This is a genomic window from Paraliomyxa miuraensis (assembly GCF_026337845.1).
GTDB lineage: Bacteria > Myxococcota_A > Polyangia > Nannocystales > Nannocystaceae > Paraliomyxa > Paraliomyxa miuraensis.
Genome location: NZ_JAOVZF010000157.1, coordinates 171,039 through 194,190, shown reverse-complemented (window position 1 = coordinate 194,190; position 23,152 = coordinate 171,039). Strand labels below are relative to the sequence as shown.

Sequence of the window (23,152 nt, the reverse complement as noted above, 5' to 3'; positions counted from 1 at the left end):
GCTGGATCACCCAGCCGGTCGGCGGGATGGCATGGTGACCGAGCCCATGCCCGATGTCGGTACGCTCAGCGAAGGAGAGCAGGAGCTGATCGAGCGCATCGTCGAGGAGGACGAGCGACCGGTGGTGTTCCTGCTCGGGTCGGCGCTGACCATGCAGCCCGGGCCGGGGATGGCGGGCGTACCGGGCACGTGGGGGGTGGTGGAGATGCTCCGCGAGGCACTCGCGAAGCGGCCCGATGCGGCGCTGGAGGAGGCGTTCGCGAAGGAAGACGGTGGGGCGGCCTATCGGGCTGGGTTCGCGGCGTTGGTGCGACGCAAGGGGCAGGATGCGGCGAACCGGGTGATCCGGCGGGCGGTGCTCGAGGCGCACGAAGTGCTCGATGAGGAGAGGCAGGCGAGGGTGCTCGCGGGACATGCTGACCAGCATCGAGCGGCATGCCAAGAGTTGCTCGATGGCGATGAGTGGAGGCCGCTGCGGCCGTCGATCGCTGCGCTCGGGGAGATCTTGGTGGGCGAGCCGAAGAGGTTTCCGACGGTGCTCACGACGAACTTCGATCCGCTGATCGAGGTTGCGGTGCGTCGGGCGGGCGGGAGCGTGCGCTCCACGGTGCTGACGCGGGATGGCAATCCGGGGCAGCACCGCGGCTCGTGCACGCACGTGGTGTATGTGCACGGGTACTGGTTCAATGCCGACACGCTGCACACGGAGGTGCAGCTCCAGGAGCCGCGGCCGCAGCTCGAGGCCGAGCTGAAACGATGGATTTCGCGCTCACTTCTCGTCGTGCTCGGGTACGGCGGCTGGGACGACGTGCTGATGAAGTGCCTGACGGCTCTGGCGGCAGATGAAGGCGCGTACCCGGACATCCACTGGGGGTTCTTCAAGAAGAAGGAGTCTCGAATCGAGCAGGAACTCGCCCCGGCGGGGATGCGGGCGCAGTTCTACGAGCACGTGGACTTGCATCGATTGCTACCGGCGCTTCGCGATCGGCTGGGCGTACGGCGCAAGGACGCAGAGCTGCGGCCGCCCGAGTGGCTCGGCAAGCCCTATCAGGAGCTGTCGCCGGGAGCGTCGAACGTCACGCTCTTGCAAGCCGACTACGGGGTCGTGCGGATGTCGGGCCGCGAGGCCCTGCTGGACGACTTCGGCACGTGGTGCGAAGGCGGTGGCCTCGGGATCCGGCTGGTGACCGGACCGGGTGGGTACGGCAAGACGCGGCTCTTGCGGGAGCTGTGCAAGCAGCAGCTCGAGCGCGGGTGGACGGCGGGGATCCTCGAGCGCTCGGACCGGCAGGATCCGAGGCTGCTCGACATGGCGAAGGCCGGGCGGCCGATGCTCTTGGCGATCGACTACGCCGAGACGTGGGGCAGGGACCTCGAAGCACTGCTGCTCGGGCTGGCGCCGTACCGGAGCAGCACCGGGGGGATCCGGGTGGTGCTCGCTGCGCGGGGCGAGGCGGAGTGGTGGGAGGAGCTGCCGACTGCGGTCAAGGCGTTGCGGGACGTGCTCGAGCGCCGTGATGCAGTGCATCGGCTCGTGCCGCTCGAGGACGTTCGGACGTCGTGGGCGGATGCGGTGCATGGATTCTCGAAGGCGAAGGGGGCGGCAGCGAAGCCGGTGGTGGATCCGCCCGTGGAGACGCTTCGGGCATGGATGAAGGAGGGCGTGCTGGCGCTGCACGTGGCGGCCTTGCTGGCGGTGGATGGAGATCCGCCGCCGCCCGATGCCGGGGTGGAGTGGCTGTTCGACGAGCTGCTGCGGCGCGAGCTCAAGCGCTATTGGAGGCCGATCGCCGAGCGGGTCATCGCGGGGGTCTCCAATCTCGACGAGGTGCTGCGCACCGTTGCGTGCGTGGGAACCCTGGCGGGGCCACTCGACCAGCGCGACCAGGCGCGGCGCTTGCTGAGCCGGACCCCGGGGTGCAAGGGCATGTCCGACAACCAGCTTGATGGGCTCGCGAAGGTGTTCGGCGAGCTGTATCCGAGCATCGGCGGCAAGCGGCTCGCGTTGCCGGCGGTGCAGCCCGACAGGATCGGCGAGCGGTTGGTCGCAACCCAGCTCGACGCCGAGCCGTCGCTGGCCGAGGTGGCATTCGCAGACGGCGACGAGGACATGGCATCGCGGGCACTTCGCGTGCTCGGCCGGGCCGCGCGATGGCAGCCGCAGGTGGTGGGGCGGATCGAGGATGTGGTGCGCCGGTTTCCTGCGGTGTTGGTGCGGGCCTGGATTGCAGTGGCGGCGGAGGAACGATGGGCGGCAGGGCTGGCAGGGCGCGTGGAGGCGGCCTTCGGCAAGCTCGAGGCACTGTCGCCAGACGAGGCCGATGCGTTGGTTCAACCACTGCCGCTCGGGTCGGTCGCGCTGCGTGGGGTTGCGGCCTTGTTGGCGTTGCGAGCCACGGACGGCTTGAAGGCGCTGGGTCGCATCGAGGGCGTCGCCGAGGAGGAACTCGATCACCGTGCACGCCGGATGGACAAAAAGGGGCTGCACCTGAGCGAAGTTGGGAGACGAGAGGAGGCGCTGGCGTCCACGCAGGAGGCCGTGACTGTGTACCGCGAGTTGGCCAAGCATCGGTCGGACGCCTTCCGGCCCAACCTCGCAGCGAGCCTCAACCACCTGGGCGCCATGCAGAGCGAGCTAGGTCTGCGAGAGGACGCCCTGGCATCGACGCAGGAGGCCGTGGCCATTCGCCGCGAGTTGGCCAAGCATAGGCCGGACGCCTTCCTGCTCGACTTGGCGATGAGCCTCAACAACCTGGGCATCAGGCAGAGCGAGCTGGGTCTGCGAGAGGAGGCGCTGGCGTCCACGCAGGAGGCCATGGCTGTGTACCGCGAGTTGGCCAAGCATAGGCCGGACGCCTTCCTGCCCGACTTGGCGATGAGCTTCAACAACCTGGGAAACGCGCAGAGCGAGCTGGGTCTGCGAGAGGACGCTCTGGCGTCGACGCAGGAGGCCGTGACTGTGTACCGCGAGTTGGCCAAACATAGGCCGGACGCCTTCCTGCTCGACTTGGCGATGAGCCTCAACAACCTGGGCATCAGGCAGAGCGAGCTGGGTCTGCGAGAGGAGGCGCTGGCGTCCACGCAGGAGGCCGTGACCGTGTACCGCGAGTTAGCGAAGCATAGGCCGGACGCCTTCCTGCCCGACTTGGCGATGAGCCTCAACAACCTGGGCAACAGGCAGAGCGAGCTGGGTCTGCGAGAGGAGGCGCTAGCGTCGACGCAGGAGGCCGTGACCATGCACCGCGAGTTGGCGAAGCATAGGCCGGACGCCTTCCTACCCCACTTGGCGATGAGCCTCAACAACCTGGGCACGATGCAGAGCGAGCTGGGTCTGCGAGAGGACGCCCTGGCGTCGACGCAGGAGGCCGTGGCCATTCGCCGCGAGTTGGCCAAGCATAGGCCGGACGCCTTCCTGCCCAACCTCGCAGCGAGCCTCAACAACCTGGGCATCAGCCAGAGCGAGCTGGGTCTGCGAGAGGACGCCCTGGCGTCGACGCAGGAGGCCGTGACTGTGTACCGCGAGTTGGCCAAGCATAGGCCGGACGCCTTCCTGCCCAACCTCGCAGCGAGCCTCAACAATCTGGGCATCAGGCAGAGCGAGCTGGGTCTGCGAGAGAAGGCGCTGGCGTCCACGCAGGAGGCCGTGACTCACTATCAGCAACTCTTCCAAGCTCGGCCCAGAGTCTTCGCGCATGATTTACAGATCGCCCTTCGCAACTACGCTCAGCACCTCACCGAGATCGACCGCTCCCCCGAAGCCGACCCCGTCCTCCTCGCAGCCGTCGAAGCCCTCCAACGCCACTCACCGTGATCCCAGGCCGAGTCTCGCGGTGCCAACCAACGGCATGCTCGGACCTCCGCCTTCTCCCCCGAACCGCCCTCCCCAGATCCACCGAACTCCCCCGACGCCCACGCCCGACCGCCCCCCCGAGCCCTTGCCCCGACCCCTCGACCCCAGTCGAGTACACCCCCCATCCCCCCGCGCTCCTCCCGCAAACCCGCCCAAAAACCCCGTCCGCCCCCTTGCACCCCGATCCCCCTCACGCTATAAGGCCGCCTCCGTTTCGGGGCGTAGCGCAGCCTGGTAGCGCACTTGACTGGGGGTCAAGGGGTCGGAGGTTCGAATCCTCTCGCCCCGACAACGGCGAGGCGGCTTCGGGACTCCCGAAGCCGCCTTCCTCTTTTTCCCCTCACGACTCTTCGGGTCCATCGTCCGTCACCGTGCCCACGCCGCTCATCCTCGTCACCAACGACGACGGCGTCGCCGCCCCGGGTCTGCGGGCGATCCTCGACGCGGTCCATGGCCTCGGTGACGTCCTGGTCTCGGCCCCCGACGGCGAGCGCAGCGGCAGCAGCCATGCGATGACCTTCCACAGCATGCTCCGCGCCCACGAGGTCGAGCCGGGGCGCTGGGCGGTCAGCGGCACGCCGGTCGATTGCGTGTACTTCGGCCTGATGCACATCAGCGAGCGACCGCCCGATCTCGTCGTCTCGGGGGTCAACTCCGGCTACAACCTCGGCACCGACGTGTTCTACTCGGGCACGGTGGGCGGCGCGGCCGAGGCGTTCCTGCGCGGGGCCTCGGCGATGGCGGTCTCGGTCGAGCGCGGAGTCGATGCCCGCTGGGCTCGCCGCTGCGTGCGGTCGCTGGCCCAGGCCCTCTTGGCGCGCCACGACACGCCGCTGCTGCTCAACGTCAACGTGCCCCACGTGCCCGGCCTCGAGAACGCGCCGGCCGAGCGGATCGACACCGAGAGCAGCCGTCAGAGCGTGATGCTCACCCGCCTGGGCCGTCGCTCCTATCGCGATGCGGTCGACCGCCGCACCGATCCCCTCGGGCGCCCCTATTACTGGATCGGCGGCCCCCCCGGAGAGCTGCGCGGCCGGTTGGGGGACGACACCTGGGCCGTCGCCGAGGGCCTGTGCTCGGTGACCCCGCTGCGGCTCGATCTCACCGATCCCGACCCCCGCGCGGCCCAGGCCCTCCTCGATCGCGCCGCGGATCAGAGCGGGGGGCTGCGCATCGTGAGCCCCTCGGCCTACGATGTCGACGCCACCCCGAACTCGGAGCCCTGAGCATGAGCGATCCGTTCGATCCGCAGGCCGCCCTCGAGCGCGTGCGCGCCAAGATCCGCAGCGTGCCGGATTTCCCCAAGCCGGGGATCCTGTTCCGCGACATCACCCCCGTGCTGGCCCACCCGCCCACGCTGGTCGAGGCGCTGCGGCTGCATCGCCAGCACGTCGCCGACCTCGAGGGCCGCATCGACAAGATCGTGGGGATGGAGTCGCGCGGCTTCCTGTTCGGCATGGCGCTCGCCGCCGAGCTGCACGTGGGCTTCGTGCCGGCGCGCAAGCCCGGCAAGCTCCCCGCGGCCACCACCGAGGTCCGCTACGCGCTCGAGTACGGAGAGGACGCGCTGCAGATCCACACCGATGCGATCGACGCGGGCGACCGCGTGCTGGTGGTCGACGATCTGCTCGCCACCGGCGGCACGGCGGCGGCCGCATGCCAGCTGGTGACCAAGCTCGGTGGCACCGTGCTCGCGGCGCTGTTCCTCATCGAGCTCCAGGGCCTCGACGGCCGCGCCAAGCTCGACGGCCTGCGCGTGGAGACGCTGCTGCGATATTAGCTTCGGCCCTCGCGTCCGGCTCGGGCGAGCGACCGCCTCGCTCGGTAGGGTGCCCCCAGGGCGGGCTCGCTCGGCCGCGTCAGGTCGCGCCGAGCTCGAACACCCGAGGCGACAGCGGCTCGACGTCTTGCACGTCGCGATCGTGCGCCGCGATCACCACGCCCGCGCCCTCGCCGAGCGCCCGCTCGATCGCACCGCGGATCTTGCCGCGCCCTTCGGCATCGACCCCCGCAAACGGCTCGTCGAGCACCCACAGGCGCCCCTGGCCAGCCCCGGCCCCGGCCCCGGCCAGCAACGCCGCGAACATCAGCTGCCGCCGCATGCCCACGCTGTACGTGCTCGCAAAGCGCTCGAGCGCCTCGCCAAACCCCAGGAACGCGGCCGCCCGCTCGGCTCCCCCCGGATCCCCGAACGCATCGGCGAAGAACCCCAACAGCTCGCGCCCTGACAGCCCCACGGGCACCTCGGGCTCCTGCGGCAGGTAGCGCAGCGCCGCCCGGGCCGCCAGCGGCTCGCTTCGCAGATCGTGCCCGCCGATCGCAATCCGCCCCTCGTCGGGGATCACGGTCCCCGCGATGCACCCGAGCAAGGTCGACTTGCCCGCGCCGTTGGGCCCGCGCAGCACCACGGTCGCCCCCGGCTCGACCGTGAGCGTCACGGCATCGAGCACGGTGCGCGCGGCGTAGCGCTTGGTCACCGCCTCGAGCACCAGGGGCACGGTCGTCCCGCTCATGCGGCACGGCTCCACGCAAGGACCACCCCCGCCGCCGCGACCACCACGGGCGCTCCGAGCACCGCCCACGCGCCCAGCGAGCGGCCGGCCCGAGCCGACGGGGGCAGGGGCAGGCTCCCGGCCAGGCGCGCCCGAGCGGGTCCCAGGGCGCGCAGCCGAACCCCCGGGACTAGCCACGCCGAGGCCAGCGCCACCACCACCGCGGTCGCGGCCACCGACGGCGCCGCGGCCAGGCCCACCCACGCGGCACCGATCAGCAAGGCCCACAGCCGCAGCCCCGGGACCGGCGTCACCCGCCAGAACTGGCGCACCACCAGGTGCTGCATCGGATCACGCCCCCACAGCAGCCACCGCGGCACCTCCTCGGGCACGGCAGGCCCGGCCAGGGTCCGCACCGCCTCGTGCACCCACGGCACCGCCTCGAACATCCCGCGGGCATAGGCGAGAACCGCCACGCGCCCCAGCCCCCACGCCAGCACTCCCGCGATCGCGCCGACCACCAGCAGCTCGATCGGCGGCGCCTGGCCGTCGACCCACAGGTCCAGCCATAGCTGCCCCGGCATGGCCAGGAGCGCCGCCGTGCCCACCCCCAGCGCGGGGGCGTACAGGTGCACCACCGCCTCGGGGATCGTCCAGCCTCCGCCCAGTCGCTCCTGCCAGCGCCGCTGTGGCCGTTCCTCGGGAAACCGTCGCCCCAGCCACGCACCCGCGGCCGGGATCACGGGCTCGAGCCCCGCCGCCAAGAGCCACAGCCACGCGAAGTCGCCCACCAGGCCCAGCGCCTGCCGGGTGGTCACGCCGGCCCCCAACGCGGCGCCAGCCACCGTCGCCACGCCAAACAGCCCCGTCCACCCGAGCCCCACCCGGTGCGGCCCCGAGGCTGCCGCCCACGACCGCGCAGGCGGCAACGGCAGCGGCAGCAGCGACAGGCGGGCCCGCGCGTGCAGGTAGCCGTCGAGCCGCGCATGCAGGCCCGACAGCAGCAGCAACGGCCCCCCCACGAACACCAGCCCGCGAAGCACCCCCGCGTCGGCACCGGCCGAGGCGAGGGTGACGCCGCCGATCGCGGCGACCAGCGCAGGCACCAGCCAAAGTTCGTAGCCGCGAGCGTCGAAGCGGCGGAGCAAGGAGACCGAGGGCGTCATGGGGCGCGCAATCGTGGGGGCATGGGCGGGCCCGACCATGTCCCGAGCACGCCTCGGTTGGCAAGCCGGACCCGCGACCGCTGGCCGCCCCACGCCCGTGCGGCCATCCTCTCCGGGTCACCATGGCCGACGACCACGAGCCCTCCGAGCCGCCCGATCCGAGCACCCTGACCGACGCCCAGTGGCGCGAGCGCCTGACCCCCGAGCAGTATCGAGTGCTGCGCGGGGCCGGAACCGAGCGCGCCTTCACGGGCGCCCTGTGGAGCGAGAAGGCGCCCGGCATCTACCGCTGCGCGGGCTGTGGCGCCGCGCTGTTCTCCTCGCAGACCAAGTACGACTCGGGCAGCGGGTGGCCCAGCTTCACCACGCCCGTCGACGACCAGGCCGTGACCGAGCGCCGCGACCACAGCCACGGCATGGTCCGCACCGAGGCGCTCTGCGCCCGCTGCGGTGGGCACCTCGGCCACGTGTTCCCCGACGGCCCGGCGCCCACCCGACTGCGCTACTGCATCAACTCCGTCTCGCTGCGACACGAGCCCCGCGACGGCGAGGACGAGTGACGAGCTCAGAGCGACCGCGAGCTGGAGTGGCCGCGGTGCGGACGGGGCAGGGGACGCGGGGGCAGCCGCGGCCAGGCCCCAGCGTCCGCGCCGGGGCGGGAGGCGGAGTATCGCGCCGCGTACGGTCGAATCCACACGCGCGTGTCGGCATCGTCGAGACTCCAGGGCGTGGCCTCGGCCGGCTCCTCGATGAGCACGACGCTGGCGTCGTCGAGGATCATGATGCCGTCGTCCACAGTGTGCTCCCCCATCGGCTGCTGCATCGCTCGTTGCCTCCTGCCAATCCCGCGGCGCGGTAGCGCTCCGCCTCGCTGGCTGCCCCAATGGTTAGCAAACGCCGTACTCGACCCCGGAATCAATGATTCTCGGCAGTTGCAGCACCCGTATTCAATCGCCCGATGTGTGATTGAGCAAATTGCCAAGGCGACTTGCCCTGCGTGCTCCTGACAAAGGGGATCAGCAGGGGGGTGCTACGAAGGAGGGTATGCATTGCAGGCGCCTGGTCCCGCTCATCACCGTCGCGGATCTTCGGGCCTCGGTCGCTTTCTTCGTGGACCGGCTCGGGTTCGTGCCCGTGTTTCGCAGCGAGGGCTTCGTGAGCCTCCGCCATCCCCAGGGGGACATGCAGCTGGCGTTCCTGCGCCCGCTGCCCGACGAGACCCCGTTCTCCGGGGGCCTGACCTACGGCCTCGAGGTCGAGGACGTCGACGCCGAGTACCGGCGGATTCGCATGGAGGGCGTCGACACGGACGGCCCGCCCCGCGACAATCCCTGGGGCGACCGCAGCTTCACCGTGGTCGACCCCAACGGGATCGCCTTGCACATCCATCAGGTCATCGGGCCCGCCCCCGAGTACGCCGGCTACTTCGTGCCCCATGAGACGCGCTGACCGCTTGTTCCAGCTCGTGCAGCTCCTGCGGCGCCGCCGGGTCACCACCGCGGCGTGGCTCGCCGAGCAGCTCGGGGTCTCCGATCGCACCATCTACCGCGACGTCCAGGATCTCATCTGCGCGGGCGTGCCCATCGAGGGCGAGGCCGGCGTGGGCTATGCCCTGCCGACCAACTTCGACCTGCCGCCCCTGATGTTCGATCGCGAGGAGATCACGGCGCTGGCCCTGGGCGCACGCATGGTGCAGAGCTGGGCCGACGATCGCCTGGCCAAGGCGGCCGGCGGGGCGCTGGCCAAGGTGCAGGCCGTGGTGCCTCCCGCGCTCAAGCGCCGCATCGACGGCGAGGCCCTCTACGCCCCGGGAGAGCACGTCAGCCTGCAGATGCGTCACCTGCTGGCCTCGGCGCGCGCCGGGCTCGAGGGGCAGCGCGTGATCTGGCTGGCCTACGTGCGTCGCGACGGCACCCCCAGCGAGCGCCGCGTGCTGCCGCTGGGTCTGTTCTTCTGGGGCGATTGCTGGTCGCTCATCGCGTGGTGCGAGCTGCGTCAGGGCTTTCGCAACTTTCGCCTCGATCGGATCGACCAACTGCGGGTGCTCGACGAGCGCTTCGAACCCGCGCCGGGGCGCACCATCGAGGACTTCATCGCCGCCGGCGAGGGCGTGGGACGGGTCTCGGGCGGCGACTAGCGACGCCGCACCCACGCGTGCCTTCGCGCATTGCGGGGCGGCTCCTCGGCCCTGCGTGGAACTCCACCCCGGCCGCGTCGGGCTCTGCTACCGTGCGCTCCTGCCATGGATGCGCCCACGCTGTCCTCTCGTGTCACCGCGGTCACCGTGTTTCGTCGTGGGGCGCAGGTCACCCGCACCGCCACCCTGACGCGGGGCGAGGGAGGCTTGCCGAGCACGGTGCGCCTCGAGGGCCTGCCGCTGTTGCTCGACGACGAGTCGCTGCAGGTCGAGCTCCACGCCGAGGGCACGGGGCAGGCCCCGCTGGCCGGCGAGGTGCGGGTGACCCTGGCGGTGCCCGAGCCCGAGCAATCGCTGCGCCCTCCCACCAACGAGGAGCTGAAGGCGGCCGCGCTGGCGCTGGCGCTGGCCCAGCAGCACCAGGCCGACCTCGAGCTGATGAGCGCGTGCGTCTCGGGGCTGGTGCCCGGGGCCCGCGGTGCGTCCGAAGAAGGCAAGCCTCCCATGCCGTCGCCCACCGAGGCCCGGCTGCGCGTGCTCGACGTGCGGCGCGAGCGGCTCGAGCAGCTCGGCCCCAGGCTCACCGAGGCCGCCGAGCGCACGCGGCAGGCCCAGGAACACCTGCAGACCCTTCAGGAGCGCGAGCGCCGAGCATCGCAGGCCCGAAACCCCCGCACGTTCGAGGCGCGCAAGGCGGTGGTGGTGGGGCTGTCGTGGCCGAGCGAGGACGGGGCGGCCGGGCACCCGGTGGAGCGATTACGGCTCGAGCTGCGCTACTTCGTGCCCGGAGCCCGATGGGCCCCGAGCTATGTGCTGCGCCTCGATCCTTCGCTGACCCGCGGCACGATCGAGCTGCGCGCGCTGGTGGGGCAGGCGACGGGCGAGCGCTGGACCGACGTGGCGCTGACCCTCAGCACCGCCCACCCCCAGCAATGGACCGAGCTGCCCGAGCTCCGCTCGCTGCGGATCGGCCGCGCGCAGCCGCCTCCACCCAAGGCCGGCTGGCGACCGCCGCCCACGGGCACCGATCAGCTCTACGCCGACTTCGATCGCGCTCGTGCACCCACGCCGTCGCGTACGCCCGCGCGCCCCGTGCCGCCCGCCTCGAGCAACACCCTGACCCGAGCGGGGGTCATCTCGGGCGGCCTCGACCTCGAGCAGCTGCGAACGCTGGCCATGCAGCAGGCCGAGGCGCAGGCCCACGCCGCGGCAGGGGAGGTCGCCGTGGAGCGCGAAGAGATGATGCACGCGGACGCCTACGTCGCTCGCGAAGCATCATCCAAGAAGCGCACGTCGCTGGCCTACGCTCCTCCTGCGCCGGGCGCCCCCCCCATGCCGATGGCACCGCCGCAGATGATGCCCCCGGCCGCCGCCTCGGTGCCTCGCAGCGCGAGCTTCGGCGGGATGATCGGCAGTGCGCTGGGGGGCCTGTTGGACGGTGGAGGCGGCGCTGCCCCCGAGCTGCTCGACATGGACGACGAGGAATTCGACGCGCTGCTGCGCCCCGGCACGCTGCTGGCCGACCGCGACCAGCTCGAGTACGGCAGCCTGTGGCTGCCCCCGCCCGACGACCCGCGACGTGGTCAGCTCCAGCGGGCCGACCAGGCCCAGCGCTACCAGCGGCTCGGCCGCCTGCCTCCCGAGCAGATCACCGCCGCACTCTCGCGAGCCGAGGCCGCGCGCAGCCAGGCGGCGGTGCTCGAGCGTCGCGAGGCTCCGGGTGGCCATCGCTGGGCCAAGGGCACCGACGGCTTCGACTACGCCTATCAGGGCCAGGCCCACGTCGATCTCGACTGCGACGGCGAGCTGCACGGGCTGCCGCTGCTCGGCGCGAGCCTCGAGGCCAAGCCGCGGTACATCGCGGTGCCGCGCGAGACCCAGGACGTGTTCCGCGTGGTGGTGCTGCGCAACCCCCTCGACGCGCCGCTGCTCCCCGGACCGGTCGACGTGTACCTCGGCGGGCGCTTCGCATTGGCCTCGGACCTGCCGGTCACCCCCCCGCGCGGTCGGGTGGAGCTGGGCCTGGGGGTCGAGCAGGCGCTCAAGATCGCCCGCAACGTGACGTTCGAGGAGGAGTCCTCCGGTCTGCTCAAGCGCCATCGAGATCTCGAGCATCGCATTCGCATCGACATCAAGAATCGGCTGACCGTGGCGGCCACCGTGGAGGTTCGCGAGCGCCTGCCGGTGACCCGCGAGGGCGAGGGCGACATCGAGGTCACGGAGCGCTCGGTGGAGCCCGCCTGGGACGAGCACCTGCAGCACGAGCCGCCGCTCCAGGGCGGGCGCGCGTGGAAGGTGGAGGTTCCCGCCGGCGGTGAGCGGGCGCTGAAGGCCTCGTATGCGATCCGCATCCCCAAGGACCACGAACTCGTCGGCGGCAACCGACGGGAAGGCTAGGCGACCATGAGCCCGAACTCGACCGAGGATGACGTGCAGCACACCCTCGTGGCCGTTCCGATCGTGGAGGTCACCGTCCAGGAGGACCGCGCCCTGGTGCGGCGCGAGGGCTCGATCACCGCGGCGCCCGGGCGCTCGCGGCTGCGGATCGAAGGGGTGGCCCCCGTGCTGGTGGACAAGTCGCTGGCGGCCGAGGTGGTCGGCCCGGGCCAAGTGCAGGTGCGCCGGGTGACGGCCACGCGCTGGCAGGTCACCGAGGAGGTCCAGCGCCCCGCGGCCCTGCAGGAGCTGCGTCAGAAGCTGCGGTTGCTCGAGGCCGAGGCCAAGGCGCTCGAGCGTCGCCGGGTGGCGGTGGGGTCCGAGCGAGAGGCGGTGGAATCGATGGTGCGCAGCACCCTCGACGAGCTGTCCGAGGACGCCGGCTGGGGTCGCACCGATCCCGCGCACGCCCATGGCACCCTGGATGCGCTGGAGCAACGCCTGGCCGCGCTGGGCCGTCGACGCCGCGAGCTCGACGCGGAGCACGAGCGCCTGGCGACCGAGCTCGCCGACCTGCGCCAGCTCGAGGCAGCCTCGCAGACCGTCGCGGCCCGCAGCGCCGCCGCGCTCGACCTCGAGCTCCAAAACCCCACCGATGCTCCGCAGGAGATCCGCCTGCGGGTCGACTACCTGGTGCCCGGGGCGCTGTGGCGTCCGTGGCACCGCGCGCGCCTCTACGAGGACGAGCAGGGGGCGCGCACCGAGCTGCGCTGCGAGGGCTGCGTTTGGCAGGCGACCGGCGAGGACTGGGACGACGTGCAGCTCCACTTCTCCACCGAGCGCCCCTCGCTGGGTCTGCGTCCGCCCGACCTGCACACCGATCTCCTGGCCGTGCGCAAGAAGGGCCCCGCGATCGAGGCACAGACCCGCCAGCAGCAGATCCACACCGCGGGCCTGGGTGGAGAGGAGGGGGGCACCGAGAGCTCGCCCGAGCTGCCCGGCATCGACGACGGCGGACAGGCCCAGGTGCTGCGCGGTCGCGGACGCAGCCGCGTTCCCAGCGACGGGCGGCCCTACCGGGTGCCGCTGTTCGACGTGCAAGGCCCCGCCGACGTGGAGCTGCGCTGCATCCCCGAGCTGGCCCCGGCCGTGCTCCTGCGCTCGGAGCAGACCAACGTCTCCACCCATCCGCTACTGGCCGGGCCCGTGGATCTCGTGCGCGGCAGCGGCCTGGTCGGCCGCACCTCCATCCTCTACGTGGCCCCGGGCGAGCGCTTCGAGCTGGGCTGGGGGCCCGACAACGCGCTGCGGGTCAGCCGCGAGGTCGAAGAACTCGACCACGAGCGCAAGGCGCTGTCGTCGTGGACCCGCAAGCCCAGGCGCGTGCGGATCAAGCTCAGCAACCTCGAGGCCAGCCCGCGCTCGCTGCAGGTGCGCGAGCGGATTGCGGTCAGCGAGCTCGAGAAGGTCAAGGTGGAGCTGCAATCGGCCAACCCCAAGGCTCAGCCCGATGCCGATGGCTTCGTGCGCTGGGACGTGCGGCTGCTGGGCCTGGGCCGCCAGGAGCTCGTCCTCGAGTGGGACCTGGTCGTGCACGACGACGTGCACGGGGTGTAGCGCGCTCGCGTTCCCTCGGGTGACCGAAGCGAATCAGGGCGCGGCCAGAACCTGCGCGTACTGCCCCATGAGGGTGGCGATCTCCTGGACCTCGGCATCACCCGTGTGGTCGGCGGCCGTCTGCGCCCAGGCGTGCATGTTCTGAGCCACGAGCACCGCCTGCGCCTGGTCACCCATGTCCACCAAGACGTCGATGACCACCAGCGCCTTGGCGTAGCCCACCACCACGTCGGCCTTGTACAGCCGCGGGGCGTCCTGCTCCACGAGGGTCTCCATCGGCACGGTGAGCTCGTCGACCCCGGCCGTGCCGGTGATCGGATCGACGTACTCCACGCGGGCCGTGATCGAGTCGCACGTGGTGATGAGGTTGGGGCTGCACGCCGAGACGATCTGGTGGAAGACCATCGCGTCGTTGGGGGCGAGGTGCTGGGGCTCCACCTCGGCCGGGTTCCCGCTGATCTCCTCGCCGTGGAAGCGCTTGACGCCGAAGTACCAGGGCAGCGTCAGCTGCATGCGGACGTTGCGGGCCGAGACCATCACGTTGGACAAGAAGCGCTCCCCGAACTGCTTGTGTGCCTCCTGTGAGTCGTCGATGAACACGTAGGCGCCCTTGCCCGCGTCGGTCACGTCGTCCATGAGCTGGTCGGAGTAGTAGCTGGACGAGCCCACGCCCACGCCCACCAGGTACGTGCCCTCGCCGTCCCAGTCCTTGGCTTGGCTGGCGATGAGATCGATGTCGGTGATGCCGGTGTTGGCCCCGCCGTCGCTGACCAGGATCACGCGGTTGACCCCGTCGTCGATGTGGTGCTGGAAGGCCAGGGTGTAGGCGGACAGCAGCCCGCCGTGCAGATCGGTGGAGCCGCCGGCCTGCAGCCCTTCGATGATGCCCAGCAGCTCCGGATCGTCGGGGCCGGTGACCGGGTAGCCCGACAGCTCGATGGTCTGCAGGCTGTTCCAGGTCACCACCGAGACCACGTCGCCCGCACGCAGCTCGCCCGCCACCGCCACCATGGAGTCCTTGAGCAGCTCCATCGGCTCACCGCCCATCGAGCCCGAGGTGTCGAGCGAGAACACCAGGTTCATGGGCGGGCGTTCGGCGGCCTCGAGGCGGCGGCCCTGGGCGCGCAGCACCAGGGTGAACTCGCCGTCCTCGGCGTCGGTGCGGCGCATCTCGATGCCCACCTCGGCGGCAGCCTCGCTCTGCGAGGGACCCGAGAGATCGAAGTAGTTGAGGAACTCGTGGATCCGGATCCGCGAGCGGTCGACCACGCGGCCCTCGAGGATCGTGCGACGGGCGAGGATCGGCGACGCCTGCGAGTTGCTGTCGTCGTTGCTCATGTAGAGCACGACGGGGTCGTAGCTGTCGGGGCAGACGGGCTCGTCGCCGTCGGCGTGGACCGGGGGCTTGGATGTCAGCTCGTCGGGGGCCCGGTCGTCCTCGAGGGGGGCGCACTGCTCGGGCTGGCAATCGGGGTCGGACTCCTCGGGGCACAGGCACTGGCAGACTCCGTCATCGATGCACAGCCGCCACGGCATGCACACGGCCACCGCGCCGTCGTAGCCCTGGAAGCAGAACTGGTCATCGTGACACTGTGGGTTGGACGGGTCGCCCATGCACTGGGCGATGCAGGTGCCCTCGTTGGCCCGGTCGACGTCCCAGCAGATCGAGGCTGCGCTGCAATCGTCGATGCCGCTCGTCGGCCCGCCCTCCACGGTGCACGGCTGGCCCACGCCCGCGGGGTTGCCGTCGACGGGGACGCAGCGGTTGGCGTTCCACTGAGTGCCTCCGTCGTTGGCCCAGGGCACGCACTTCTCCCCGGACGGGCAGTCCTGCGCGAAGATGTCGCACTCGAAGCTGACGCCGCCACCATCGGGGGTGGACAGGAAGATGCCGCCATCGTCGAGCCCACCGTCGTCGTCACCGCCTCCCTGGCCCATGTCACCGGGCGGCGCGAACGGAGGCGCGAGCCACTGCGCCATGCCGCCCATCAGCGGACCGCCATCGAGACACAGCGGGGCAGGGGTCTGCGGTTCTCCGGTCCCGGTGCTCGTCGAGCCACCGCTGGCGCCAAGGGTCGAGGTGTCGTCGCCACAGGCGCTGACCATCGCCAGCACCAGGCACCCATGGATCCACTGCTGTCCTCGTCGCATCGCCAAGTCCTCCGCAGGCCGATTGGTTACTTATATCATTATCCATAGATTTACTTATAGTACGAAAAGCAGTTTTTCGGTCGTCATGGCGCGCCCGGACTAGCGCTATTTGCGCACTGAGTCCCAGAGGACCAATCAACATCGCGGTCTCGATCGGCTACGCTGCCTTCGTGCCGATCCCGGCTCCAACTCCGATCGCGCTATCGATCAACGCCTGGCTCGCCCTCGACGAAGACGTCGACGGCGAGCTCGTGAACGGACACCTCGAGGAGGAAGAAGTGGCCAGCTGGGAGCACGAGATCGTGGTGTCGTGGCTCATTGCGGTGCTGCGCGCGTGGATCATCCCGCGCGGCGGGTTCGTGCTGGGTTCCGAGACCAAGATCGTCATTGCGCCGGGGCGCGGTCGCAAGCCCGACGTGCTGGCGTTCTTCGGCCCCCGCCGGCCTGGACCCACCGCCATGCCCCCCGACATCGTGGTGGAGGTGATCACCTCCACGCCTCGCGATCAGCGGCGCGATCGCATCGAGAAGAAGGCCGACTACGCTGCGATTGGCGTCGGGCAGTACTGGCTCGTCGATCCCGTGGCGCGCACCTTCGAGATCCTCTCCCTGCGTCCCGATCGCTGCTTCCTCGAGGTCCTCGGTGCGACCGAGGGCACGCATGACGTGCCGGGCTGCGAGGGCCTGCGGATCGACCTCGATGCGCTGTGGCTCGAGGTCGCGCACGGGCTGTCGTTCTTCGTGGGCGAGGTCACCGACAGCGACGCCTAGCGCGCTGGGCCCCGTCGCTGTCGGCGAGGTCCCGATGGTCGTAGCCTTCGGTGCATGAAGCTTCCCGAGCTCACCGGTCGTGTCGCCATCATCACCGGAAGCAGTCGAGGCATCGGCAAGGCCGTTGCGCTCGCACTGGCTCGGGCCGGCTGCGACGTCTGCGTGGCGGCCAAGACAGTGGAGCCCGATCCGCGATTGCCCGGGACCATCCTGGACACCAAGCGCGAGATCGAGGCGCTCGGACGCCGGGCGATCGCGGTGCCCACCGATGTGCGCCGAGCCGAGGACATCGAGGCCATGGTCGCGCGCACGGTGGAGCAACTCGGTCGCGTGGACGTGCTCGTCAACAACGCGGGGGCGCTGTGGTGGAAGGACGTGCTCGACACCCCGGCCAAGCGCTTCGACCTGGTGATGGAGGTCAACGCGCGAGCCTCGTTCCTGGCCGCCCAGGCCTGCCTGCCGCACATGATCGCGCAGCGGTGGGGCCACATCGTGATGATGTCGCCGCCCGTGGACCTGCGCATGGTGCCGGGCAAGGTGGCCTACTCGATCTCCAAATTCGGGATGACCCTGCTGGCCATGGGGCTCGGGGCCGAGGTGGCCAAGCACGGGGTGGCCGCCAATGCGCTGTGGCCCGCCACGATGATCGAGTCCCAGGCCTCGATCGGCTTTGGCCTGGGTGGGCCCGCGCAGTGGCGCAAGGCCGACATCCTCGCGGACGCGACCCTGGCGATCGTGGGACACGAGCCCCCCTCGCTGACCGGACAGGCGCTGCTCGACGAGGAGATCCTGCGGCGGGTCGGGGTGGAAGGCTTCGACCAGTATGCGTGCGTGCCCGGAGGCACGCCGATTCGGATCGCGGGGGAGGGCTCGGTGGTGGCCAGCTTCGGTCAGGGAACGGGAGGCCCGGCCACGCACGGCTCGGGTGGCAGCGAGCCCTGAGCCACCTGTCGGTGGCGCCAGCGCACGCTGACCACGAGCATGCACAGCAGCAGGCCAAAGCCCAGCCCAACGCACAGCACGCCCCAGGAAATCGCCGACTGGGGCGTGGGGACCAGCCGCAGCGAGACGACCCAGTGGCCCAGGCCGAGCGAGGGCAGGATCAAGGGCAGGCGCCAGTGGTTCCACCCCGCCAGGGCGAGGCACGTACCGAGGAGCAAGAGATCGAGCCACCACACGTGCCCCGGCCAGGGTCCGCCGGCCCAGCCGTGGCACCAGACGGAGAGGTAGAGCGTGCCGAGGGCACCGGTCAGCAGCCGGCGTCGGACCCGGGGGGGCGCGAGTACGAAGGTGTCGGGCAGCGGGCGGGTGGATGCGAGCGGGGTGGGCGGTGCGGGCTCGGTGGCCTCTCGCCGATAGACGTCGTCGTCGACCGCGAGCGGGATGGGGGGCGGGGGCACCGGGGGAACGTGGGGCTGCCGTAGGGCTCGTAGGCACAGGGTCGCCGTGGCCATCAGGGCGGTCAGGGACAGCAGGGACGGGGATTTCAGGCCAACGTAGAGCAGCGTGATGCCCACGACGATCCAGGTGGTCGTCTCGCGCCTCGCAAAGCGGGTCCACAGCAAGCACGCGGCCGGGACCAGGGCGGTCGCGTGGAGCGTGGGGATCTGCGTGAGCCAAAAGCCCACGTGGACGAGCATCATCAACGCCCATCCGGCCCAGGTGGCCCGGAGCGAGCGCCGGGTGACGGTGGTGGCCCACGCGTCGTCGCGAGGTCGGCCCCGGACCTGGCGCGAGGTCCACAGGCCGGCTGCGGCCAGGGCGAACAGGCAGGCGCCCAGCAGCGACGAGGCGGTCGGGCCGTCGAGGGCCCGTGCCGCCAAGGGGAACGCTGCGAGGATCGAGGCTCCCAGGCTCGCCACTGCGATCGCCGAGCTCGACGCACGCAGCTGCATCGCCCAGACCAGCGCCCGGAGCTTGGCGACGAAGCTCGCCAGCCACACCGCGCTGCCCACGATGCCGGCCAGGCCCAGGTGGGCACAGGTTGCGGTGTGGAGGGTCGGATCGCACTGATAGAGCGCGGCCAGCAGCGCCAGCATCACGGCGGGGCGTCGCAGGTGGATGCGTACCAGCAGCGCCGCGCTGCCGATGAGCGCCCAGGCGTAGACCTCGGCGATGGCCGTGATGCCGAGCTGCGTCGATGGACTCGCGCTGCCGAGTTCATGGGACAGCAGGATCACGCCCACGAGCACCAGGGCGGCGCTGATCAGATAGAGCGGGTTGTACTGGATGAACCAGCGGTGGAAGAGCGCCTGCCACGGGTCGGAGGGCAGGGCCGCAGGGGCGGGTTGGGCTTCGTCCATCGGGTGGGCGCGTGGTGCAACGGCCATGCCACGGGCGCGCGGGCAGGATGTCCTGGCGATCACGGGCCACCCACGTGCAGGACGGGCCGATTCGATTGCCACTTCGTCGTCGGAACGACGGCGCCTGGGACGAGGTCGTCGAGCGCCGTCAGAGCCCCAGGAAGGGCACGGGCAGCAGGAACGCATGCTGCTCGTAGAGGCTCCACGTGCCGTACCACGAGAGATATTGGGTGAAGTAGAGCACCACGGCGTAGGCGCCCGCCACGGGGACGACGATCAGCCACGCCACGGCTCGCAGCGCGAAGTGTCGGGGGGTGCTCCGGGCGAGACCACGGTGGAGCGCGAGGCCGCACACGAGCCGAGCCGGGAGCATCAAGGCCATGAACGCGACCCCTGGCAGCCACATCGCCTCGCGTGGGATCAGCTCGATCTTCAGCAAGTAGAGGGGGAAGGCGAAGACCACGGTGATCACCACGGCCACCGCGCTCGCCAGCGGTGCCCTCGCGTGGGCGCGGGCCACGGTCTCCACGTCCATCAGCGCCGCGAGCCGGCCCTGCTCGGCCACGTGGAGCTGGAGCAGCGGCAGGTAGAACACCACCACGGCCATCAGCCCTGCACCCAGCACCGCGAGCACCGGGGCGCGAGAGCCGAGCGCGAGCAGGGTGGTGGGGACGAGCAACCAGAGCGCCGCGGCCAGGAATCCCAGCGCTCCGGTCTTGACCAGAGCCCACGGCTCGAGCGAGGCGAGGGCGTCCCACACGGCATCGCGAGCGGTGCGATAGCCCTCGCGCGTCAGCAGGGCTCGCAGCGCGCGGGCCTCGAGGATCGGCCGGGGAAGCAGCAGCAAGCTCAGCCGTCCGCCGCGCGCGGTCGCGGCGATGGCATGGAGCACCAGCAGCAGGACCAGGAGCGCGGCGATGGTGTCGAGCGTGGGACCGGCACGGCCACCGGGATCGATGAGACGGGCGTCACGGGCCAGCGAGGCGAGCAGGCGGGGGATCCATAGCAGCAGCCACAGCCCGACCACGATCGCGCCCACGCGCTCGAACAGGGGGAGGCCAGGCAGGCAGCCGCGCAAGCGACCGCTTGCAGCCACGCGCGCGCCGGCCACCAGGAGGTACCCCAGGCACAGCAGCTGGAGCACGGGCAGGGTGGCCAGCACCGACAGCGCGACCAGCAGGGTGGCCAGCCCAAAGAAGGTGCTCGCCGCCCGCTGGCTCCACGCGAGCACGTTCGCCACCGCGCCACTACCCTTGGTCGAGCCCACCGCGGGTCGAACGTAGCACTCTCACGGGCCGAGACGCGCTCGGTCGACAGCGAGGGGATCGGGCTGGATACTCACCGGGCGGGACGCTCGGCATGACGACCAAGCCCTGGGTCAAGGATGTGCTCTTCGTCGGGCTGGGCCTTTGCGGCCTTGCCAGCCTCCTGTGGGCATTCGGGCCGATCCCGGGGCTACGGGCGGCTCCGCTGGCGGCGGTGCCTCGGCCGACGAGCGAGCAGGCCGAGATCGAGGCCGTGGCGTCCGGGGTCGACGACGATCTGAGGGCCCTGCAAGCCGCGGCGGGCGTGGAGCCCGTGCCGCGGGCCGATGGGCTGACCCTCGCGCGGCGTCTGTCGCTGGCGCTGACGGGGACCATTCCCTCGCTCGAAGAGATCCGCGCTCTGGAGGCTCAGCCTCCCGAGCGGGCCCTCGCCTGGTGGGTCGACCACGTGCTGGCGGATCGCCGCCATGCCGACTACCTGGCCGAGCGACTGGCGCGGTCGCTGGTGGGCGTGGAGCAGGGCTCGCTCATCGTGTATCGCCGTCGTCGCTTCGTGGCCTGGCTCTCGGACCAGCTGGCGCACAACCGCCCCTGGGATCGGATCGCGACCCAGATGATCGCGGACCAGGGCTTGTGGACCCAGAACCCGCAGACCAACTTCGTGACCGCCGCGATCAAGCCGGGGGCCAGCGTGCCGCAAGAGGAGGTCCTGGCCGGTCGGGTCAGCCGTGCCTTCCTGGGGGTGCGTCTCGATTGCGCGCAGTGTCACGATCACCCGTTCGATCCGCGCTGGACCCAGGCCGACTTCCAGGGAATTGCGGCGTTCTTCGGGCGCTCGAAGGCCACCATCGAGGGCGTGGCGGAGATCCGCGGGCCGTACCACTACGATGCGCCCGGGGTCGACGAGCCGGTGCCCATCGAGCCTTCGGTGCCGCTATGGCCGGAGCTGCTGCCACCGCAGGGGGGCGACCGTCAGCGGCTGGCGGCGTGGGTGACCCACCCGAGCAACCGCGCGTTCTCGCGGGCGATCGTCAACCGCATGTGGAACCTGATGCTCGGCCGTCCGCTGGTCGAGCCCGTCGACGACCTGCCGGTCGACGGCGAGGTGCCGGCCGCGTTGGATCGGCTGGCCGATGACTTCGTGGCGCATGGCTTCGATCTGCGGCGGCTCTGCCGGGTGATTGCGGCCACCGAGGCGTTCGGGCGGGAGAGTCGAGCGCCGAGCGCCGAGGACGACGAGCCCAGGCTCGAGGCCCGGCTGTCGACCTGGGCCGAGTTTCCGCTCACCCGGCTGCGGCCCGAGCAGATGGTCGGGGCGCTCTTGCAGTCGGCCTCGCTGTCCACCGTGGATCACGAGTCGCACGTGGTCATCAAGCTCGCGCGCTTCGTGCAGGAGCGGGAGTTCGTGCGGCGCTATGGCGACGCCGGCGAGGACGAGCTCGAGCCCGATGCGGGGACGATCCCGCAGCGGCTGTTGATGCTCAACGGCGACCTGGTGCATCGGCGTACCCGAGACGATCTGGTGGGCAACGCAGCCACGCGGATCGCCATGCTGACCGATGATGACGCCCGGGCGATCGAGGTGGCCTACCTCGCGGTGCTGACCCGGCGGCCCTCGCCGGTCGAGGCCGAGCACTTCGGCCGGCGGCTCTCGGGGCTGCGCGGCAAGGCGCGACGAGAGGCGCTGACGGATCTCTACTGGACGCTGCACAACAGCACGGAGGCGGCATGGAACCACTGAGTCGGCGACGGTGGCTGACGCTTTCGGGAGCGGGAGCCGGCGCGATGGTCTTCGGTGGAGGGCTGTGGCAGGTGGCACGTGCGCTCGGAGGCGGCGCGGCGGATGGAGATCGGAGGGCGGTGATCCTCTTGTGGCTCGACGGCGGCCCCAGTCAGCTCGAGACCTTCGATCCGCACCCGGGGCGGCCGATCGCGGCGGGGACCGAGGCGATCGCGACCGCGGTGCCCGAGATCCGGCTCGCGGCGGGGTTTCAGCGCTTGGCCGAGCAGATGGCGGATGTCTCGCTGGTGCGATCGCTGGTCAGCAAGGAAGGGGATCACGAGCGCGCCACGTACTACGTCAAGAACGGTCATCGCCTCGATCCCACGGTGGTGCATCCCTCGGTGGGGGCCATCGTGTGCGATCAGCTCGGGGCCGACGGGGTCGAGATCCCGCCGCACGTGTCGATCCTCCCCGGTCGCTGGCCGGCGCGCGGCGGGTTCTTGGGAGCGTCGCTCGATGCGTTCAAGGTCGAGGATCCCGGGGGGCGGCTGCCCGACGTGGAGCCGCATGTCTCGGTCGATCGCAGCGAGCGGCGCTTCTCCGACCTCGAGGTCGTGGAGCACCAGTTCGCCGAGGGACGCGAGCACCAGTACGCGCAGACCCGGCATCGGCAGACGGTGGAAGGCGCTCGCACGATGATGGGCTCGGCCCAGCTTCGGGCGTTCGACGTGGGCGAGGAGCCCAGCGCGGTGCTCGAGCGCTACGGGGACACGGAGTTCGGCCGCGGCTGCCTGGCGGCGCGACGCCTGGTGGAGGTGGGCGTGCGCTGCGTGGAGGTCTCGCTGCGCGGCTGGGATACGCACGTGGACAACCACACCAACACGCGCGAGCTGGTGCGCACGCTCGATCCGGCCTTTGCGGCGCTGGTGGCCGACCTGCGCGAGCGCGAGCTGCTTTCGCAGACGGTGGTGATGTGCGGGGGGGAATTCGGGCGGACGCCGCGGCTCAATCGCCTCGACGGGCGCGACCACTGGCCGCATGGGTTCTCGTTCGCGCTGGCCGGCGGGGGGCTGCGCGGAGGGCAGGTGGTGGGCGAGACCGATCCCGAAGGCGGGCGTGAGGTGAAGGATCCGCGGACGATCGCGGACGTGCATGCGACGGTGTTGCGGGCGTTGGGGATCGATCCGGAGCTCGAGCTGGTCACCCCCGCGGCGCGGCCGGTGAAGCTGAGCGACGGGGTGGCGATCCGGCAGCTGTTGGGGTGAGGGCCTGGTCTCGCACGGGGACTTGCGCCCGGCTTGC

18 protein-coding genes and 1 tRNA gene are annotated in these 23,152 nt (G+C 71.1%); 13 read left to right on the top strand and 6 right to left on the bottom strand.

Going from position 1 to position 23,152, the window contains the following annotated elements:
- Positions 1-46: 46 nt before the first annotated feature.
- The 4 genes from OEB96_RS28150 to OEB96_RS28135 all read left to right on the top strand — a co-directional run bounded on the left by OEB96_RS28150 (position 47) and on the right by OEB96_RS28135 (position 5,630).
- Positions 47-3,811: a tetratricopeptide repeat protein gene (locus tag OEB96_RS28150; RefSeq protein WP_266219854.1), complete on the top strand. Its 3,765-nt coding sequence runs from the start codon at positions 47-49 to the stop codon at positions 3,809-3,811.
- 254 nt (positions 3,812-4,065) lie between these two features.
- Positions 4,066-4,139: transfer RNA gene (locus tag OEB96_RS28145), tRNA-Pro, on the top strand.
- An 82-nt stretch (positions 4,140-4,221) separates the two neighbouring features.
- The gene (gene surE, locus OEB96_RS28140; protein ID WP_266219853.1) at positions 4,222-5,076 is read left to right on the top strand and encodes a 5'/3'-nucleotidase SurE; all 855 of its coding nucleotides are present in this window, start codon (positions 4,222-4,224) and stop codon (positions 5,074-5,076) included.
- A gap of 2 nt (positions 5,077-5,078) precedes the next feature.
- Positions 5,079-5,630 carry an adenine phosphoribosyltransferase gene (locus OEB96_RS28135; RefSeq protein WP_266219852.1) on the top strand — a complete coding sequence of 184 codons (552 nt, stop codon included), beginning with the start codon at positions 5,079-5,081 and terminating at the stop codon, positions 5,628-5,630.
- Between the two features lie 79 nt (positions 5,631-5,709).
- On the opposite strand, the gene OEB96_RS28130 is transcribed toward OEB96_RS28135, so the two are convergent.
- The gene (locus OEB96_RS28130) at positions 5,710-6,363 is read right to left on the bottom strand and encodes an ATP-binding cassette domain-containing protein (protein ID WP_266219851.1); all 654 of its coding nucleotides are present in this window, start codon (positions 6,361-6,363) and stop codon (positions 5,710-5,712) included.
- Positions 6,360-7,508: a hypothetical protein gene (locus OEB96_RS28125; protein WP_266219850.1), complete on the bottom strand. Its 1,149-nt coding sequence runs from the start codon at positions 7,506-7,508 to the stop codon at positions 6,360-6,362. The genes OEB96_RS28130 and OEB96_RS28125 overlap by 4 nt, the downstream gene beginning before the upstream one ends.
- Before the next feature lie 122 nt (positions 7,509-7,630).
- On the opposite strand from OEB96_RS28125, the gene msrB reads away from it, so the two are divergent.
- Entirely contained in the window at positions 7,631-8,068 is a 438-nt protein-coding gene (msrB, locus tag OEB96_RS28120) for a peptide-methionine (R)-S-oxide reductase MsrB (protein WP_266219849.1), read from the top strand.
- A gap of 5 nt (positions 8,069-8,073) precedes the next feature.
- Here the strand turns inward: msrB and OEB96_RS28115 are convergent, their stop codons facing one another.
- Complete coding sequence (locus OEB96_RS28115) at positions 8,074-8,319, bottom strand: hypothetical protein (protein ID WP_266219848.1); 246 nt, start codon at positions 8,317-8,319, stop codon at positions 8,074-8,076.
- 233 nt (positions 8,320-8,552) lie between these two features.
- On the opposite strand from OEB96_RS28115, the gene OEB96_RS28110 reads away from it, so the two are divergent.
- The 4 genes from OEB96_RS28110 to OEB96_RS28095 all read left to right on the top strand — a co-directional run bounded on the left by OEB96_RS28110 (position 8,553) and on the right by OEB96_RS28095 (position 13,638).
- Positions 8,553-8,957, top strand: coding sequence for a VOC family protein (locus OEB96_RS28110; protein ID WP_266219847.1), 405 nt, complete (start codon positions 8,553-8,555; stop codon positions 8,955-8,957).
- Positions 8,944-9,645 carry a helix-turn-helix transcriptional regulator gene (locus OEB96_RS28105; protein WP_266219846.1) on the top strand — a complete coding sequence of 234 codons (702 nt, stop codon included), beginning with the start codon at positions 8,944-8,946 and terminating at the stop codon, positions 9,643-9,645. The genes OEB96_RS28110 and OEB96_RS28105 overlap by 14 nt, the downstream gene beginning before the upstream one ends.
- A 105-nt stretch (positions 9,646-9,750) precedes the next feature.
- On the top strand, positions 9,751-12,042 hold the full coding sequence (locus tag OEB96_RS28100) for a DUF4139 domain-containing protein (RefSeq protein WP_266219845.1): 2,292 nt from the start codon (positions 9,751-9,753) through the stop codon (positions 12,040-12,042).
- Between the two features lie 6 nt (positions 12,043-12,048).
- Positions 12,049-13,638 carry a mucoidy inhibitor MuiA family protein gene (locus OEB96_RS28095; RefSeq protein WP_266219844.1) on the top strand — a complete coding sequence of 530 codons (1,590 nt, stop codon included), beginning with the start codon at positions 12,049-12,051 and terminating at the stop codon, positions 13,636-13,638.
- A gap of 33 nt (positions 13,639-13,671) precedes the next feature.
- Here the strand turns inward: OEB96_RS28095 and OEB96_RS28090 are convergent, their stop codons facing one another.
- Positions 13,672-15,789, bottom strand: coding sequence for a vWA domain-containing protein (locus OEB96_RS28090; RefSeq protein ID WP_266219843.1), 2,118 nt, complete (start codon positions 15,787-15,789; stop codon positions 13,672-13,674).
- Between the two features lie 170 nt (positions 15,790-15,959).
- On the opposite strand from OEB96_RS28090, the gene OEB96_RS28085 reads away from it, so the two are divergent.
- On the top strand, positions 15,960-16,559 hold the full coding sequence (locus OEB96_RS28085) for a Uma2 family endonuclease (protein WP_266219842.1): 600 nt from the start codon (positions 15,960-15,962) through the stop codon (positions 16,557-16,559).
- A 54-nt stretch (positions 16,560-16,613) separates the two neighbouring features.
- Positions 16,614-17,501 (top strand): SDR family oxidoreductase, encoded by an 888-nt coding sequence (locus OEB96_RS28080; RefSeq protein WP_266219841.1) that lies wholly within the window; start codon positions 16,614-16,616, stop codon positions 17,499-17,501.
- Here the strand turns inward: OEB96_RS28080 and OEB96_RS28075 are convergent.
- Both OEB96_RS28075 and OEB96_RS28070 read right to left on the bottom strand, forming a co-directional pair.
- Positions 17,450-18,862 (bottom strand): hypothetical protein, encoded by a 1,413-nt coding sequence (locus tag OEB96_RS28075; RefSeq protein ID WP_266219840.1) that lies wholly within the window; start codon positions 18,860-18,862, stop codon positions 17,450-17,452. The two genes, OEB96_RS28080 and OEB96_RS28075, sit on opposite strands and share 52 nt — an antisense overlap.
- 148 nt (positions 18,863-19,010) lie before the next feature.
- Positions 19,011-20,129 carry a hypothetical protein gene (locus tag OEB96_RS28070; protein ID WP_266219839.1) on the bottom strand — a complete coding sequence of 373 codons (1,119 nt, stop codon included), beginning with the start codon at positions 20,127-20,129 and terminating at the stop codon, positions 19,011-19,013.
- A gap of 92 nt (positions 20,130-20,221) precedes the next feature.
- Between OEB96_RS28070 and OEB96_RS28065 the strand changes: the two genes are divergently transcribed.
- Both OEB96_RS28065 and OEB96_RS28060 read left to right on the top strand, forming a co-directional pair.
- Positions 20,222-21,868, top strand: a complete 1,647-nt coding sequence (locus OEB96_RS28065) for a DUF1549 domain-containing protein (RefSeq protein ID WP_266219838.1) — start codon at positions 20,222-20,224, stop codon at positions 21,866-21,868.
- 44 nt (positions 21,869-21,912) lie between these two features.
- Positions 21,913-23,115, top strand: a complete 1,203-nt coding sequence (locus OEB96_RS28060; RefSeq protein WP_266219837.1) for a DUF1501 domain-containing protein — start codon at positions 21,913-21,915, stop codon at positions 23,113-23,115.
- The last annotated feature ends 37 nt before the right edge of the window (positions 23,116-23,152 follow it).